The organism is Amycolatopsis ultiminotia (assembly GCF_039536925.1).
Lineage (GTDB): Bacteria > Actinomycetota > Actinomycetes > Mycobacteriales > Pseudonocardiaceae > Amycolatopsis > Amycolatopsis ultiminotia.
Genome location: NZ_BAAAZN010000001.1, coordinates 796,795 through 813,481, shown reverse-complemented (window position 1 = coordinate 813,481; position 16,687 = coordinate 796,795). Strand labels below are relative to the sequence as shown.

Below are 16,687 nucleotides of genomic sequence, written 5' to 3'. Positions count from 1 at the left end.
GGAGTTGCTTCCGTGTCCATCGCCGCGACCGTGCTCAGTGTCCTGCTCGCCGCCGTCTTCCTCTTCAGCGGAGGCCGGAAGATCCCCGGTGGCGAGACCGCCGCCGGGGAAGCCGCCCACCTGCGCATCCCGCTCACCGGCTATCGCACCATCGGGGCCGCCGAGGTCGCCGGCGCGGCCGGTCTGATCATCGGTATTTTCTTCGCCCCGCTGGGCATCGCCGCCGCCGCCGGACTCGTCCTCCTGATGCCCGGCGCCCTCATCGCGCACCTGCGCGCCGGCGACCCAGCCTCCGCCTGGGCGCCCGCCGCCGCGCTCACCGTCGTCGCCGCCGTCACTCTCGTGCTCCGGATCACGACGGCCTGACCCGGCCCGGGGACCGGAGTGCCGCTCGCGCGGCGGGACACGTGGGAGAATCGGTCGCATGGCGTCGAACAAGCTGGCGGCGGAGTTGCTGGATCAAGTGATGAGCTTGTCCGGGCGGGTCGCGGGAATCATGCGGGACGGTCTGGAGGCGCTCGATCTCACCGAGACGCTGGCCAACCTGATCTGGCTCGTCGACCCCGCGGTCGATCCGGTACCACTGCGCAAACTCGCGGTGCAGCTGCGCTGTGATCCGTCCAATGTCACCTTGCTCTCCACCCAGCTCGAGGAGAAGGGCCTCGCCGAACGCCGCCCGCATCCCCGCGACGGACGAGTCCGCACCCTGGTCCTCACCGAAAAGGGCGCCGACGTCCGCAACCGGCTGCTCACACTGGTGACCGCGCGATCCCCGCTGAGCGTCCTCGACGATGCAGAACAGCGCCAGCTGCACCGCTTTCTGGCGAAAGCACTCGCCCCGCTCTGAGCCGGGCCGCGGGCGGTCCGGTCAGCCCGGCTCCGCCGTCATCGGATCGTCACGCCCGCGTCGACCTTCAGCTGGGTGCCGGTGACGTAGCGGGACTCGTCCGAGACGAGGTAGAGCACCGCATTGCTCACGTCGATCTCCTCGACCGCCTCGACCGGCATCGCGTTCTGGTAGAGCGCCCCGAGACCGGCGTGCGAGCCGGCCAGCAGCTCGTGCAGACCGGGTGCCCGGAGCCCGGTGGGTACACCGGTCGGGTGGACGGTGTTGACGCGGATCGACTGCGCCGCGAGCTCGTTGGCGAGCGCGAGGCTCAGCCCGACGATGCCGTGCTTCGAGGCCGTGTAGGGCAGGGTCAGCGGATTTCCCTTGACCCCCGCCGCCGAGCTGATGTTCACCAGGCTGCCGCCGCCGCGGCCGAGCAGGTGCGGTATCGCTGCGGCGCAGGTGTTCCAGGCGCCGATCAGGTTCACGTCCACGACCGTCCGCCAGTCCGCAGCGGTGGTGCTGTCCCAGGTGCCGGAGGTGAGCACGCCGGCGTTGGCGACCGCCGCGTCCAGCCCGCCGAGTTCGCCCGCCCCCTCGGCGACCACATCCCGCAACCGCTCGGCGTCCCGGACGTCCGCGACCCGGGCGACCACCCGCCGTCCGAGCGCCTGCACGGCCTTCGCGGTTTTGTCGAGATCCTCCTTGCTGCTCATCGGGTACTCGATGCCGTCCACGGCCGCGCAGACGTCGACGAGGATCAGGTCCGCACCCTCCTCGGCAAGCCGCAGCGCATGGCTGCGGCCCATGCCCCGGCCGGCGCCGGTGACCAACACGACCTTGCCCGCTGCGCGATCCATCTCGCACCTCCCGCTCATTTCGCTCGTCGTCATGACCAGGCCCGCTCGTGCCGCAGCGCCTCGTCGAGCACCAGATCGGGCTCGATGTCGAGCTCGCCGCCCAAAGCCGCCCGGACCGTCAGGAAGTCCCGCACCGCGCCGACGTCGTGCACCCGCAGGATATGTCCGCCCGCGTCGAGGCAGTGGCCGAGCGCAGCAAGCGTGCCCGCCAGGCGCCGGCTCGGCCGCCGTCCGGTCAACGCGCCCACGAAGTCCTTGCGCGACACCGCGATCAGCAATGGCCGGCCCAATGCGTGCACATCATCGATCCGCCGCAGCAGCCCGATGGTCTGCGCCGGTGTCTTCGCGAAGTCGGGACCGGGATCCACGATCAGCGAATCCACCGCAACGCCGCGCTCGAGGGCTGTGCGCATCCGCAGGTTCAAGAAGTGCACGACATCGCCGACCACATCCGGGTATCGCCGCGGGTCCTGCAGCCGTTGTTTCGGCGCGGCCCGAGTGTGCATCAGCACCAAGGCAGCCCTGGTGCGGGCGCACACATCCGCGAGCCCCACGTCACGCAACCCGCTGACGTCGTTGACGATCACTGCGCCTGCCGCGATCGCCGCCGCTGCCACCTCCGGTTTGTAGGTGTCCACCGACACGACCGCGCCGAGCTCGTCGACAATGCGCCGCACCAGTGGAACGACACGATCGATCTCCACGGCGACCGGGATGGCGGCTTCGTTGGTCACCGCCGACTCCCCGCCGACGTCCAGGATGTCCGCCCCTTCCGCCAGCAATCCGGCGGCCCGTTCCAGCTGCCTGCCGACATCGCCGACGCTGCCGCCGTCGGAGAACGATTCGGGCGACGCGTTCACCACCCCCATCACGAGCGGTGCGTCGCCGAGGGAAAGAGTCCGGTCGACCGCCCGCAGCTCAAAACGGCGACGCCGTCTCAACGCCGGCATAGTGACCCTCCTTTGTGGATCTGTCGGGCTGATGCAGACGCACCTGCCGAAGAAAGTCGGCGATCCGAACCGGCACCGCCGCAGCGCCCGACGGCGAGCAGCGTCCTGGCCCTTCCGCGTCCGGGTCGAGGAGGAGCCCGCCGGAGGTCGCGTGCCGCGCCGCCGGTTCTGGCTCACCGCGGCTCCGTCGTCCGTGGCCTGCGCCGTCAGGCGTGCCAGCGCAGCGGCAGGGAATCCAGGCCCCACACTCCGCCGGCATGCTCGACGGGGGACCCGCCCAGCTCGTAGCCGGGGATCAGCCGGTGCCATTCCTCGAGGACGATGGCGAGCTCCTGACGGGCGAGGTGCGAACCGAGGCACCGGTGCGGGCCCGCCCCGAAGGACAGGTGCCGGGTCGTCGTCCGGTCGAGGTCGACGGTGCGGGCGTTCGGATAGGCGGCCACGTCCCGGCCTGCGGCCGCCAGCGGGAACGCCGCCATGTCGCCCTCCTTCACCGGGCAGCCGTGGAAATCCGCGTCGCGGGTGGCCTTCCGCGCGGTTTGCACGATCGGGTAAGTGCGGAGCAGCTCCTCCACGGCGTGCGGGATCAGTGCCGGATCGTCGACGACCCGCTTTCGGTCGGCGGGGTGGGTCGCGAGGTGCAACATGGCGTAGGACGACTGGCTCGCCACCGTGTCCAGGCCCGCCATGAACAACAGCAGGAGACAGTTCAGCACGTCGGCATCCGTCACCGGCACGCCGTCGATCGACCACTGCACCGCGGCACTGACGATGTCGGTGGCGTCGGGCTCGGGATTCGCGCGGCGTTCGGCGATGAGCTCCGCGAAATACTGCTGCACGGCCTTCATCCCGGCCATCCGGATCGCTCCGTCGGGGTCCTGCGTGTCGTCCTGGTGCAGGATCATGTCCTCCCACTCCAGGAACTCGGGCAGCTTCTCCGGGGGCATGCCCATGATCCCGAGGAAGATCGTCGACGGGAAGATCCGGGCGAATTCCGTGACGAAGTCGCACTCACCCTTCGCCCGGAGGTCCTCGACCAACCGGCGGGCGAGCCGATGCTGGCCGGACCGCATCGCCTTCGTCCGCCCCGGCGAAAGGTAGCCGCCGAGCAACCGGCGCCACTTGGTGTGCTGTGGCGGGTCGAGCATCGCCGGGATCCACCGGTATGCCGGATTCGACTCGGTCGGGACGATGACCGAGCTGCTCCACAGGTCCGGCTGCTGCAACCCGTCGAGAATGGTCTCCTGATCGGTGAAGATCCAGTAGCCGCCTGCCTCTTCGGTGCGGACGGCGGGGGTAGCGGTGTCCTGGTAGCCGTCCATCCGGGCGAAGTGCATCAGCGCGGGTACCGCCGGGGGCCGCAGCACATGGTCCACGATAGGGCATCCGCCCGCGGTCGGCGCCGACTCGGCGGTGGTCTCGGTCATCACGACTCCTCCTCGAACACGCTCACAGTCGTCACGGGCCGGCTCACGTTGCGGCACCGTCGATCTTGAGCTGGATGAGCTCCTCGTCGGTCAAGCCGAACTCGCGCAGCACCTCGTCGGTGTGTTCGGCGAACTGGGGCGCCCGGCGGATCGTCACCGGGGTCTCGTCGAACTGCACCGGGTTCGCCACCAGTTCCCGTTCGACGCCGTCGGTGTCGACCACACCTGCGATGAGCCCGTTCGCGCGCAAGGCCGGATCCTGGCCGACCTCCCACGAGTTCTGCACCGCGCCCCACTGCCCCTCGCCACCCCCGAGCAGCTCGGCCCACTCGGCGAACGGCCGCTGCTCGATGATCTGCGCGACGAGCTCGGCCGCCTCGGCTGCGTTCGTCATCAGCTTGTCGACCGTGTCGAACCGGTCGTCGGTGACCAGATCGGCGCGGCCGGCCCGTTCGCAGAACTCCGCCCAGTACCGCCCCGGCTGGAGCATCGCGAGCTCGAGCCACCGGCCGTCGGCCGTGCGGTAGGTGCCGATCAGCGGATTGGCCGCCGAACCGTGTTTGGGCGGTTCCCTGACCGGGAGCGGCCCGTCGGCCATCAACGCCAGGTTCACCGAGAACTGGGTGACCCAGGCCCCCACCCCGAGCAGCGAGACGTCCACCACGGACGGCTCACCGGTGGTCTTGCGCGAGTACAACGCCGCCGCAATACCGCCGGCGATCGTCATCCCGCCCATCGAGTCCCCGTAGGCACCCGAGGGCATCCGCATCATCCGGTCCGATCCCGCCGGGGTCACCCCGGCCGCGCTGCCGCCGCGAGCCCAGAACGCCGTGCTGTCGTAGCCGCCCTTGCCCGCCTCGGGACCACGCGCGCCGTACCCGCTCCCCCGGACGTAGATGATGTCCGGGTTGATCGCGCGCACGTCCTCGACGTCGATCTTCAGCCGGGCCCGCGCATCGGGCAGGAAGTTCGTGAGGAAGACGTCACTCGAGCGGACCAGCTCCTCGAACACCGACCGCGCGGAGGGCTTCTCCAGCGCGAGGCCGACGCTGCGCTTGCCGCGGTTCGGGCCTTCCATGATCGGGAAGAACGACGAGCTGTCCCCGAGTTCCAGCCCGAGGACCCGCACGAGACCGCGCTGCGCGTCGCCCCGCTCCGCATGCTCGATCTTGATCACGTCGGCGCCCCAGTCGGCAAGCACCGCACCCGCCGCCGGGACGAAGGTGAACTGGGCGACCTCCAGGACGCGCACGCCCTCCATCGGTCGGTACATCCCCGGCCTACCTCCCCGCCGATGCCGACGACCGGCGGTCGGCGGTGATGGCGCGCTCGGGGCAAGCATGCACGCCGGCTACGGCGGCCTTCTCGTCCTCGGGTGCAACCTCGCCGTCGAACGGCACCGCGTAGCCCTGATCGTCGAGCGCGTAGACGTGCGGAGCGAGCGCGGCGCACCGCGCGTGCCCAGAGCACTTGTTCGTGTCGACCATGATCCTCATCGACCCATCACCTCTTCCGGCGGTGTCGCGCCACTGCCTTCGGCAGCCTGCCCCTTAACAGTATCCTGATTAGCCGAAGCTGCAAAGGACACCATCGCCGGAACCGGCTCCGGGCTCTGCACGCCGCGGGTGCGCCACCACTCTCGCGAACACTCGGAGGATTCCGCACCCGACTGTCATTGCAACCTCAATTACGTGTACCCGAAGGGGTGAACCGGACGGCCGCCCCGGCGGCGCACAACTGCAGACGAGCCATCAATTGCCTTGCCCGGGAACAGTTCACCGGCCACCGGAGACGACAACCCAGCTATCCGAACGAAGCATCGCGGCACCAATATAGGCTACCCAAATAGGAAACCGGACCCTATGCTCGACGTAGCAGCTTCCGCGGCCCGACGTCGCGCCCGGACCCCAGGAGGACCACCCAGTGACCGAGGACTTGTCCTACCGGCTCTACATCGGCGGCAGCTGGACCGACGGCGAGAGCACCAGCAGGCTCGAGGTGGTGAACCCGGCGACGGAGGCGGTCATCGGCCTGGTGCCGCAGGCTACGCGGGGTGACGTGGTCCGTGCGATCGAGGCCGCGCGCTGGGCGTTCGACGAGGGGCCGTGGCCCCGGATGTCTCCCCAGGACCGGGCGAAGGCGATGCTGCGGATGGCCGAGGTGATGGAGCGGCGGATGGCCGAGATCGTCGCGCTGAACATCGCCGAGGCGGGTTCGGTGCCGGCGATGGCGGAGTCCGTCCAGGTGGGCATTCCGTTGCGGCACTTCCGCGACATGGCCGAGCGGGTGGTCTCGAACTTCGCCTGGGAGAAGCCGATCATGCCCTACGTCGGTGCCGGCATCGGCCAGGGCGTGCTCCGGCGCGAGCCGTTCGGTGTCGTCGGGTTGATCTCGGCCTACAACTTCCCGTTCTTCCTGAGCATCATGAAACTCGCGCCCGCGCTCGCCGCCGGCTGCACCGCCGTGCTCAAACCCGCCCCCACCACCCCGCTCGAGGCGTTCCTTATCGCCGAGTTCGCGCACGAGGCGGAGCTCCCGCCCGGTGTGCTCAACGTCGTCACCGGCGACGTCGGCGCCGGGCAGGAGCTCACGAGCAATCCGATGGTGGATCTCGTGAGCTTCACCGGTTCGGACACCGTGGGCAGGATGGTCTACAGCCAGGCGGCGCCCACCCTGAAGAAGGTTGTGCTCGAACTCGGCGGAAAATCGGCCAACGTCATCTGCGACGACGCGAACGTCGACCTCGCGGTGACCGACGTGCTGCGGGGTATCACCGTGCACGCCGGGCAGGGCTGCTCACTGCTCACCCGCACTCTCGTGCACCGGTCCCGCTACGCCGAACTCGTGGAGAAGGCGCTCGCCGGCCTTGCCCGCGTCACGGTCGGCGATCCCGCCGTGGCAGGCACGACGATGGGTCCGCTCATCAGCGAGGCGCAGCGGGCCAAGGTGGAGAAGCTGGTCCGCACCGGCGAGGAGGAGGGCGGCCGGATCAGGTTCGGTGGCGGCCGGCCTGCCGGGCTGGACAAGGGTTTCTTCGTCGAGCCCACGCTCTTCACCGAGGTCACCAACTCGATGACGATCGCGCGCACCGAGTTCTTCGGTCCGGTCGGCGTGGTCATCCCGTTCGACGACGACGCACAGGCCGTGCGGATCGCCAACGACAGCCCCTACGGCCTGGCCGCGGCCGTCTGGGCGAAGGACCCGGTGCGGGCCTACGACATCGCCAAGCAGATCCGCGCCGGGCTCGTCACGGTGAACGGCGGTGGTGGCGGGCTCAGTCCGCACGCGGCGTTCGGTGGCTACAAGCAGAGCGGGCTCGGCCGCGAGTGGGGTGAGCACGGGCTCGACGAATTCCTCCAGACCAAGACCGTCACCTGGGGCGTCCCGAACGGCTGAGCAAGGCACATCATCGAAAGATCGAAAGGAGGCCCGGATGGGCCGGGTGCAGGACAAGGTCGTGTTCATCACCGGGGCGGCCCGCGGACAGGGCCGGGCGCATGCGATCAGGTTGGCGGAGGAGGGCGCGGACATCATCGCGGTCGACATCTGCACCGACATCGCGACCAACGCCTACCCGCTCGCCGGACCCGAGGACCTCGAGGAAACGGTGCGCGAGGTCGAGAAGCTCGATCGGCGGATCGTCGCTCGCACGGCCGACGTCCGCGATCCGGCCGCGCTCAAGGCGGCGGTCGCCGATGGCGTCTCGGAGCTCGGCCGGTTGGACGCAGTCGTTGCGCAGGCCGGAATCTGCCCGCTCGGAACACAGGACGCGCAGGCCTTTCTCGACGCTGTGACAGTGGACTTCAACGGCGTGGTGAACGCCGTCGACGCGGCACTGCCGCATCTGGCCGACGGCGGGTCGGTGGTCGCAACGGGGTCGCTCGCCGCACTGGTCGCCGGCTCCACCGACAATCCGAACAACGGGTTCGGCGGACTCGGCTACTCACTGGCCAAGCGCTCGGTCGCCGCGTTCGTCAACGACCTCGCGCTCGTGCTCGCCCCGCGGAAGAGCCGGGCGAACGCGGTACATCCCACCAACTGCGATACGGACATGCTCAACAGCGACCTGATGTACCGGCAGTTCCGGCCGGACCTGGACAACCCGACGCGTGCGGACGCCCTCCCGGCCTTCCCGGTGATGAGCGCGATGGGAGTTCCCTACGTCCAGCCGCGCGATGTCGCCGACGCCGTACTGTTCCTGGTGTCGGACGAATCCCGCTACGTCACGGGGATGCAGCTGCGGGTCGACGCGGGCGGCTACGTCCGGCGCCGCCCACAGCAGCCCCCGTTCTGAAGTCCGCCGGTGTGGCAAGCCGGCCGCAGAAGGTCGGTCAAGGGACGCTGCGTTCGCTTCGCCGCACGCTCACCAAACTCCTTGGCCACCTTTTCGGCTGGCTGCAACGCCACACAGTCGAGAACGCCCGAACCTGACCTCGAACGACATGAGCCGGCTGAAGTCCCGGTTCCGGCACCGGTCCGCCGAGGTCATCTCCTGCTGATCCGGGCCGCGAAACGGCGTGCGACGTCGGCCGGGTCGGTGCGGAAGCGCAGTTTCGCCATGGCCTCCAACCCGAGTGCGTGGGCGAGGGTGGCTCCCTCGCCCACGGCCGGCAGGTCGCGCGTCGCGGCGACAGAGGCAGGTGACGCGACGCGGATCTCGTCGACGATCCGCCGCACCCGCCCCCTCAGCTGCTCGTGTGGCACCACCTCGTTGACCAGACCGGCGCGAAGTGCCTGGTCGGCGTCGATCGCCGCGCCGGTCAGCATCATCTGGCGGGCCAGCCGCGCGCCGACCGCCCGGGGCAGCAGTGCGGACATCCCCCAGCCTGCCAGCATTCCGACGGCAGCATGAGTATCGGCGAAGCACGCACGCTCCGACGCGATGAGGAAGTCGCACGACAGTGCCAGCTCGAGCGCTCCCGTGTAGCACAGGCCGTTGATCGCGCCGATGACCGGCGTTGTACACGCCCGGAACACTTCGGCGGGGTTCGTGCGGGCGCCCCGTACCGAGCCCGTGCCGTCCCCGAGCGACTCCTTGAGGTCGATGCCCGCGGAGAAGGCCGGGTCGGTGCCGGTGAGCACGACGACCCGGGTCCCGGGACCGACGTCCGCAGCCTGCATCGCGGCGATCAGACCGCGCCGCATCGCGATCGTCAGTGCATTGCGCGCCTCCGGGCGTTCCAGGGTCAGCCAGACAACCCCGTCGGACCGATCGGAGCCGAGGCCGTCAACGGCCGGATCGTCGATCACCGGCGGATCATGCGGTGAGCACAATCGCGGCGCCCATCCCGCCACCGGCGCACATCGCCGCGACCGCGGTGCCGCCCCCGCGCCTGCGCAGCTGGTGGGCGAGCGTGCTGACCATCCGGGTACCGGTGGTGGCGATCGGATGGCCGAGGCTGCAGCCGCTGCCGACCGTGTTGACCCGCTCGGGGTCGAGTCCGAGCTCGCGGGTGGTGGCGACGGCAACCGCCGCGAAGGCCTCGTTGATCTCGAAGAGATCGACGTCGCCGATCCCGAGCCCGGCGCGGTCGAGCGCCTTGCCGATCGCGCTGATCGGCGCGAACCCGGTCTTTACCGGGTCGACCCCGACGCTCGCCCAGGACCGGATCGTCGCCAGTGGGGAGAGTCCGTGATCGGCGGCCAGGCCGGCACTGGCGACGACGACCGCGGCGGCCGCGTCGTTGACACCGCTGGCGTTGCCCGCCGTGATGCTGAAGCCCTCGATCTCCGGATGAAGCACCTTCAGCCCGGCCAGCCTTTCCATGCTCGTGTCCCGGCGCGGGTGCTCGTCGACCTCGAACATCGACACCGCACCGCCCCGGCCGGTGACCTTGACCGGGACGATCTCGTCGACGAACACACCGTCGTCGATGGCGCGCACGGCCCGCTCGTGGGAACGCAGCGCCCAGGCGTCCATCTCCGCGCGGGAGATACCGGCCAGCCGCGCGGTGTTCCACCCGACGAGGATGGACATGTCCTGGTTGGGGGCCTCCGGAGTGGGCACGTGCGACGGGGAGGACCAGGGATCCTGCCAGTCGTCCGTGCCCGGGATGCGCCGCCGCGCCTGCGGAGCGGTCGAGGTGGACTGCGTGCCCCCGGCGACGACTGCCCGGTCCATCCCGGCCCGTACGCTTCCGGCCGCTGTCGCGACGGAGGCGAGCCCCGAGGCGCAGTGCCGGTTGTTCGCCAGGCCGGGGACGTGCGCGAGACCCGCCTCGATCGCCGCGTAGCGGGCGATGTCTCCGCCGCCGGCGAGCGATTCACCGAGCACGACATCGTCGATCTCCTCGGGCTGCAGGCCCGAGCGCCGGACGGACTCCCGCACCACCAGGGTCGCGAGGTCGAACGCACTCGTGTCGCGGAGGGTTCCCTTGCGCGCGGTTCCGATGGCGGTACGGCAGGCGGACAGCAGGACGGCTTCGCTCATGTAATTCGTTGTACTCTAATCGGGCGCCGCAGAGAAGTGCCGTCTCCCGCCTGGAGTACTCGATGAACCTGAAGACCGTTCGCTACGAGGTCGCCGAGCACGTCGCGACGATCACGCTGAACCGCCCCGAGGTGATGAACAGCTTCAATCAGGCAACTCTTGACGACTTCGCCCAGATCTGGGCGACGGTCAAATCGGACGACGACGTGCACGTCGTGGTGCTGCGGGCCGCGGGCGAGCGGGCGTTCTGCACCGGGGTCGACGTCAAGGAGGGCATCGACCGGCATCCGAACGTCTGGACCCGATCCGATCCCGGCGAACAGCTTTCGCCCAAGCTCAACCGGGTCTGGAAGCCGGTGGTGTGCGCGGTACACGGGATGGCCGCAGGCGGCGCCTTCTACTGGATCAACGAGTCCGACATCGTCATCTGCTCCGACGACGCCACGTTCTTCGACCCGCACGTCAGCTACGGCATGACCGCGGCGCTGGAGCCGATCGGCCTCGCCCGCCGCGTCCCGCTCGGCGAGGCCCTGCGGATCGCGCTGCTCGGACTCGACGAGCGCATGTCCCCGGAGCGCGCGTTGCAGATCGGCCTGGTGAGCGAAATACTGCCGCGCTCGCGGTTGTGGCCGCGCGCCGCCGAGCTCGCCGGCCTCATCGCGGCGAAGCCGCCGGCCGCGATCCAGGGCACCGTCCGCGCCATCTGGGAGTCGCTGGACTCGACGCGGACCCAGGCGCTGCACACCGGCCTGTCCTACACCCTGCTCGGCAACCCCGTCGGGCAGGCCGAAATCGACCGCGGCTCGGTACCCCGCCGGACGTGGACACTCCGCTAGTCCGCCAATTAGAGTGCTCTCAATTCAACTGCCCCAGCCGAGGAGGTCCGGATGCTGTTCGGGATGCCATGGCCCGGTGCCGAGGTGGCCGCCGAGGCCGAACAGGCCGGCGCCGGCGCGTTCTGCACCGGAGACTTCGTCGACCACGACGCCTATCTGACGCTGGCCGAAGCCGTTGCCGGCACCGAACGCGCCCTGATCGGCACCGCGATCGCCTACGCCTTCGCCCGCACTCCCTACGCCCACGCCACCGCGATCCGCCACCTGCACACCAAGGCCCCCGGCCGGTTGTTCCTCGGACTGGGCACCGCGGCGTTCCGCATCAACCGCGACTGGTTCGGCGTGCCCGCCGAACATCCCGCCGCCCGCATCGCCGAAACCGTCGACCTGGTGCGCGCCTGGCTGCACGCCGAGAACGGCGAGAAGATCCAGTACTCCGGCCGGTTCCACACCGTCGACGCCCGGGTCCGGGCCCCGGTGCTCGGCCGCATCGAGGTCCCGGTACTGCTCGCCGCGTTCAACAAAGGCATGGCCACCACCGCCGGCCGCACCGCCGATGGGGTCATCGGCCACGGCCTGTTCACCGCCTCCTGGTGGAACCGGGTCGTGCGCCCAGCGGTCGAAAAGGGAGCCGCCGAGAACAACCGGGCCGGACGGCCCACCGAACAGGGCTGGATCATCACCGCCGTCGACGACACCGCCCCGGAGCGGGCTATTGCCGAAGCCCGCCGGATGATCGCCTTCTACCTCACCGTGAAAACCTACGACCCGTTCATCGCCCATCACGGCTGGGAAGGCCCCGCCGCGCGGCTGCGCGCGGCGTTCCGCGACAACGACCCGGATGCCATGGCCGCCGCGGTCACCGACGACATGCTCACCGAGATCGCGATCTGCGGCACCACCGCCGAGGCCAAGCAGCAACTCGCCCGCCGCGCCGACGCCCTCCCCCGCGACGTCGGCTACTTCGCACCCCCCAGCTACCTCGTACGACGCCAGCGCCGCGCCGCCTACGCCCGCGCCAGCCTCGGTCTCCTCGACGCGCTGCCCGCGCATACCTGACCCCGATCCAGCAGGTCCCGCTCCCCGGCCGGCGGGCGGGACTGTCCGCCGCCGTCCCGCCCGCCGGAGACGGATCGGGCCGGCGCCGATCGATCAGCGCGGCTCGCGCGGAAGCCCGAGGCCGCGTTCGGCGATCTGGTTGCGGAGCACCTCGTTGGCGCCGCCTGCGATGGTGTACGCCCGGGAGTAGAGGTCGGCGTCTTGCCACCAGCCCTGCGCGGCCACCGCCGGATCGCCCTCGGTCAGGATCCCGTCGGTTCCCTGCAGCCGGACACCGAGCGCCGCGAGGTCGTGGTTCACCTCGGAGAAGAAGATCTTGCCCATCGGCGCGTCGGCGGGTGCTTCGGTGTGGTGCAGCATCCGGGACTGCGCGAGACCCACCATCGCCGTGTTGACGCCGACCCGCGTGGCGAGTTCGCCGATCGCCTGCCGGGTGGCGGAGTCCCCAAGGGCGGGCCGCCCTCCGATCGCCGTGCGACCGGCGAGCTCCAGCAGGCTCTCGAGCGCGGCAACCAGTTCGACGCCGTGCCCGGCCACCGCCGTGCGCTCGTGGCCGAGGCTGCTCATCGCCACCCGCCACCCGCCGTCGATCTCCCCGATCACGTCGGCTGCCGGGATGCGGACGCCGTCGAGGAACACCTCGTTGAAGTCCGTGCTGCCGGTGATCTCGCGCAGCGGCCGGACCTCGACGCCGGGCGTGCGCAGATCGAGCGCGAACGCGGTGATCCCCTTGTGCCGGGGTGCATCGGGGTCGGTGCGCGCGAGCAGATACCCCATGTCGGCATGCTGGCCGTTCGTGGTCCACACCTTCTGGCCGTCGACGACGAACACCTCGCCCTCGCGCCGCGCCCTGGTCTGCAGCGCCGCGAGGTCACTGCCGGCACCCGGTTCGCTGAACAGCTGGCACCACACGTCCTCGCACCTGCGGATGCGGGGCAGGTACCGGGCACGCTGCTGCTCGGTACCGAACTGGAGCACCGCGGCCGAGGCCAGTGCGGCCGCGCCGATCGGGGGCCAGGTGCCGGCGCGGGTGATCTCCTCGACGACGATCGACGGCTCCAGCGGGTGTGCGTCAGGGCGGCCCCCGTACTCCTCGGGCCAGTCGATTCCGAGGAAGCCCGCCTCGTACAGCTTCGCGGTCCATGCCCGGATCGCCGGCATCAGCCCGGGATCCGGCGCCCGGACTCCCGTGTGCAGCTTCCGCCCGGGGGCGTGCTCGGCGACGAATGCCCGCACCTTCTTGCGGAACGCCGCCAGCTCCGGGGTGGACTCCATCCGCATCGTTGCCGCTCCTCGTATCGCACCTTGCACACGGTGGGGGTCGCCGCCGGATTCCGGGCAGCCACCGCTGACCGTCAATAGAGTATACTTCTTATCGATCAGTTTCCCTGTGCCCCACCACGACAGATCCGGGCGGTGATCGGTGGACTTCGAACTCAGCGACGAGCAGACGATGCTGCGCGAGGCGTCGCGCGACCTGCTTTCCGACCACTCGCCGCACGACGTCGTGCGGGCGCAGCTGGACCGCGACGAGGACGTCGACGCAGCGCTCTGGGGATTTGCCTGCGATCTCGGATGGCCGGGCATCGCACTGCCCGAGGTGCACGGCGGCGCCGGACAAGGCCTGATCGAGCTCGCGCTCGTGGCCGAGGAGATCGGCCGTGCGGGGGCGCGCGTGCCGTTCATCCCGACCGTGCTCGTGGGCCGGGCTGTCGCCCGTGGCGGCTCGGCAGAGCTGCAGGCCGAGGTGCTGCCCGCACTCGCCGCCGGCACCGCATGGGCGAGCTGGGCATTCGCCGAGCCTGGCGCACCCTGGACGACCGACGGCGTCCACGCCACCGCCCGGCCCGACGGCGACACCGCAGTCCTCGACGGGATCAAGACCGCCGTCGAGGGTGCCGGGAACGCCCGCTGGCTGCTCGTCACAGCCCGGTTCGACGGGGCACCGGCATCGTTCCTCGTCGATCGTGCCGCGCCCGGCGTCCGCGTCCGCCGCCAGCAGGTCCTCGACCTGACCCGCACCTTCTACGAGGTTCGCCTCGACGGCGTCCGCGTTCCCCTCGCCCGTCGCCTCGACGGCGGCGTCCCCGACGTTCAGCGCCTGCTCGACGACGCGTCGGTGCTGCTGTCGGCCGAGGCACTCGGCGTGATGGACCACCTGCTCGGGCGCACCGTGAACCACGTGACGGTGCGCGTCCAGTTCGGTCGTCCGATCGGCTCTTTCCAGGCCGTCAAACAGAAGTGCGCCACGATGGCGATGCTCGTGCACGGCACTCGCGCAGCCGCCTACTACGCGGCGATGGCCGCCGACGCGGGCGCTGCGGACGCTGCGCGTGCCGCCTGCGTCGCCGTTTCCTACGCCAGCGCCGCGACGGGCGAGGTGGCGGGCGAGTCGCTGCAGCTGCACGGCGGCATCGGCTTCACCTGGGAACACGATCTGCACCTTTACCTGCGCCGGGCGAAGGTCGACGGCGTTCTCTACGGGGACACCGCCCAGCACCGCGACCGTCTGTGCACGCTGGTCCAGACCACCCGCACGGCGTACTGAAGACAAGCGGAACCGGAGCCAGGACGTGCGGACGACTCGCGTACTCGACCTCGATCAGCTCACGACCGACCTGTTCCGCGGTGTCCGCGTGCGACCGGCCGTCGATACACAGGTTCGGCCGCACCGGCAGAAGCGCCCGGTACAGTGACCCGAAATCGGCCCAGGACCACGCTCTCGCACGTCACGCGGGGCACTGGCCCGCCAACGGATTAGACTGAGGATCCGCTACGACCTTCTGAGGAGCTGGCCGCACATGGCGACTGCCGTCGACGTCGAGCCGGACGAGAGCGAGCCGAATTCGGCCGCCCTCGCGGGCAAGTTGGCCTCGCAGGTCGCGAACCGCATCGAGGCCGAGGTGATGCATCGAGGCTGGCCGATCGGTGAGTCACTCGGCTCCGAACCCGATCTGCGCGAGCGGTTCGGCGTCAGCCGCTCGGTCCTGCGCGAAGCGGTGCGGCTCGTCGAGCATCACCAGGTCGCCCGGATGCGGCGCGGCCCCAACGGCGGCCTGTTCGTCTGCGCCCCCGACGCCGGTCCGGCGACCAGGGCGATGGTTATCTACATGGAGTACATCGGCACCAGCGCCGCCGAACTGATGGAGGCACGGCTGCTGCTGGAGCCCATCGCCGCGGATCTCGCCGCCGAGTCGATCACCGAGCACGGCATCGGCTCGCTGCGTGCCACGCTCGAGGCAGAGGTCCCGCACCTCGACGACACGAGCGTCCGGTCGCAGGATCTCCTCCACCCGGTGCTCGGCAGCCTGTCGGGCAACCCGGTGCTGCACCTGTTCATCGACATGCTGACCCGGCTCACCGCCCGCTACGCCAACACCTCGCGACGTCTGTCGAGGGCGGAGACCCGTGCCGCGAAGGAGCACTCGCACGAGGAGCACCAGCGGATCGTCGATGCCATCACCGCGGGCGATCGCGCACGCGCCCAGACCGGCCTCGCCGAGCACCTCGGGTCCATTGCGGACTGGATCGAGACGCACCGGGTGCGCCGGACCCACCGCGTCGTGGGCCGGGCCATCGAACCCGAGCTGGCCTCGGCGCCGAAGGCGAAGCTCGCCGAGGTCGTCGCCGCCCGCATCCACGACGAGATCACCGCGCAGGGCTGGCCGGTCGGCTCGTTGCTCGGATCGGAGTCCTACCTGCTCGACCGGTACGACATCAGCAGGGCCGTGCTGCGGGAGGCGGTGCGGCTGCTGGAGTACCACTCCGTCGCCAGGATGCGCCGCGGCCCCGGCGGGGGGCTGATCGTCTCGGAGCCGGATCCGCAGGCGACCATCGACACGATGGCGCTGTTCCTGGAGTACCAGCAGGTCACCGCCGAGGACCTGCGGATCGTCCGCGACGCGATCGAGCTCGAAACCGTCGCCCGTGTCACGCAGCGGCACCTCGACGGCGATCCGAACGTCGCGCTGCGGCTCGGTCACGCCGTCCGATGGGCCACCGAGGCACCCGCCGGCGAACCACGCAAGTCCGACCTCTTCCACGCCGAGCTGGCCGATCTCGCGGGCAGCCGGGTGCTGTCGCTGTTGCTCAGCATCCTCACCGAACTCTTCCGCCGCCACGCCGCCGGACAGGATCGGCAGCTGCCCGGCGACGAGGCGATGCACGAGGTGCAGCACGTCCATCAGCGCATCCTCGACGCCGTCCTCGCCGGCGACAGCGGTGTGGCGCGGCACCGCATGCGCCGCCATCTGGATGCCTTGACCCCCTGGTGGCACCAGTAGGCCGTTTCCCGGA

General features: G+C 70.3%; 16 protein-coding genes. 8 read left to right on the top strand and 8 right to left on the bottom strand.

Annotated features, from left to right (window positions below; genetic code table 11):
- The first annotated feature begins 12 nt into the window (after positions 1 to 12).
- A complete protein-coding gene (locus ABD793_RS03715; protein WP_344855262.1) occupies positions 13 to 366 on the top strand; it encodes a DoxX family protein in 354 nt (117 codons plus the stop codon).
- A 58-nt stretch (positions 367 to 424) separates the two neighbouring features.
- A complete protein-coding gene (locus tag ABD793_RS03710) occupies positions 425 to 847 on the top strand; it encodes a MarR family winged helix-turn-helix transcriptional regulator (protein WP_344855260.1) in 423 nt (140 codons plus the stop codon).
- 38 nt (positions 848 to 885) lie between these two features.
- Here the strand turns inward: ABD793_RS03710 and ABD793_RS03705 are convergent, their stop codons facing one another.
- The 5 genes from ABD793_RS03705 to ABD793_RS03685 all read right to left on the bottom strand — a co-directional run bounded on the left by ABD793_RS03705 (position 886) and on the right by ABD793_RS03685 (position 5,562).
- Entirely contained in the window at positions 886 to 1,689 is an 804-nt protein-coding gene (locus tag ABD793_RS03705; protein WP_344855258.1) for a mycofactocin-coupled SDR family oxidoreductase, read from the bottom strand.
- A 29-nt stretch (positions 1,690 to 1,718) separates the two neighbouring features.
- Positions 1,719 to 2,639, bottom strand: coding sequence for a dihydropteroate synthase (gene folP / locus ABD793_RS03700; protein WP_344855255.1), 921 nt, complete (start codon positions 2,637 to 2,639; stop codon positions 1,719 to 1,721).
- A 206-nt stretch (positions 2,640 to 2,845) separates the two neighbouring features.
- Complete coding sequence (locus ABD793_RS03695; RefSeq protein WP_344855253.1) at positions 2,846 to 4,066, bottom strand: cytochrome P450; 1,221 nt, start codon at positions 4,064 to 4,066, stop codon at positions 2,846 to 2,848.
- A gap of 43 nt (positions 4,067 to 4,109) precedes the next feature.
- Complete coding sequence (locus ABD793_RS03690) at positions 4,110 to 5,339, bottom strand: CaiB/BaiF CoA transferase family protein (RefSeq protein WP_344855251.1); 1,230 nt, start codon at positions 5,337 to 5,339, stop codon at positions 4,110 to 4,112.
- A gap of 7 nt (positions 5,340 to 5,346) precedes the next feature.
- Positions 5,347 to 5,562 (bottom strand): ferredoxin, encoded by a 216-nt coding sequence (locus ABD793_RS03685; protein ID WP_344855249.1) that lies wholly within the window; start codon positions 5,560 to 5,562, stop codon positions 5,347 to 5,349.
- A gap of 427 nt (positions 5,563 to 5,989) precedes the next feature.
- Between ABD793_RS03685 and ABD793_RS03680 the strand changes: the two genes are divergently transcribed.
- Together ABD793_RS03680 and ABD793_RS03675 are read left to right on the top strand one after the other, a co-directional pair.
- Positions 5,990 to 7,462, top strand: a complete 1,473-nt coding sequence (locus tag ABD793_RS03680; protein WP_344855247.1) for an aldehyde dehydrogenase family protein — start codon at positions 5,990 to 5,992, stop codon at positions 7,460 to 7,462.
- 37 nt (positions 7,463 to 7,499) lie between these two features.
- Positions 7,500 to 8,360: a mycofactocin-coupled SDR family oxidoreductase gene (locus tag ABD793_RS03675; protein WP_344855245.1), complete on the top strand. Its 861-nt coding sequence runs from the start codon at positions 7,500 to 7,502 to the stop codon at positions 8,358 to 8,360.
- A 191-nt stretch (positions 8,361 to 8,551) separates the two neighbouring features.
- On the opposite strand, the gene ABD793_RS03670 is transcribed toward ABD793_RS03675, so the two are convergent.
- The gene (locus ABD793_RS03670) at positions 8,552 to 9,316 is read right to left on the bottom strand and encodes an enoyl-CoA hydratase (RefSeq protein ID WP_344855243.1); all 765 of its coding nucleotides are present in this window, start codon (positions 9,314 to 9,316) and stop codon (positions 8,552 to 8,554) included.
- 7 nt (positions 9,317 to 9,323) lie between these two features.
- Positions 9,324 to 10,496 carry a thiolase family protein gene (locus ABD793_RS03665; protein ID WP_344855241.1) on the bottom strand — a complete coding sequence of 391 codons (1,173 nt, stop codon included), beginning with the start codon at positions 10,494 to 10,496 and terminating at the stop codon, positions 9,324 to 9,326.
- A 62-nt stretch (positions 10,497 to 10,558) separates the two neighbouring features.
- Between ABD793_RS03665 and ABD793_RS03660 the strand changes: the two genes are divergently transcribed.
- Both ABD793_RS03660 and ABD793_RS03655 read left to right on the top strand, forming a co-directional pair.
- Positions 10,559 to 11,332: an enoyl-CoA hydratase/isomerase family protein gene (locus tag ABD793_RS03660; RefSeq protein ID WP_344855239.1), complete on the top strand. Its 774-nt coding sequence runs from the start codon at positions 10,559 to 10,561 to the stop codon at positions 11,330 to 11,332.
- 51 nt (positions 11,333 to 11,383) lie between these two features.
- On the top strand, positions 11,384 to 12,391 hold the full coding sequence (locus ABD793_RS03655) for an LLM class flavin-dependent oxidoreductase (protein ID WP_344855237.1): 1,008 nt from the start codon (positions 11,384 to 11,386) through the stop codon (positions 12,389 to 12,391).
- 93 nt (positions 12,392 to 12,484) lie between these two features.
- Here ABD793_RS03655 and ABD793_RS03650 read toward each other — a convergent pair whose 3' ends face one another.
- A complete protein-coding gene (locus ABD793_RS03650; RefSeq protein ID WP_344855236.1) occupies positions 12,485 to 13,672 on the bottom strand; it encodes an acyl-CoA dehydrogenase family protein in 1,188 nt (395 codons plus the stop codon).
- Between the two features lie 142 nt (positions 13,673 to 13,814).
- On the opposite strand from ABD793_RS03650, the gene ABD793_RS03645 reads away from it, so the two are divergent.
- Both ABD793_RS03645 and ABD793_RS03640 read left to right on the top strand, forming a co-directional pair.
- Positions 13,815 to 14,939: an acyl-CoA dehydrogenase family protein gene (locus ABD793_RS03645; protein ID WP_344855235.1), complete on the top strand. Its 1,125-nt coding sequence runs from the start codon at positions 13,815 to 13,817 to the stop codon at positions 14,937 to 14,939.
- Between the two features lie 253 nt (positions 14,940 to 15,192).
- On the top strand, positions 15,193 to 16,674 hold the full coding sequence (locus ABD793_RS03640) for a FadR/GntR family transcriptional regulator (RefSeq protein WP_344855233.1): 1,482 nt from the start codon (positions 15,193 to 15,195) through the stop codon (positions 16,672 to 16,674).
- Positions 16,675 to 16,687 lie beyond the last annotated feature (13 nt).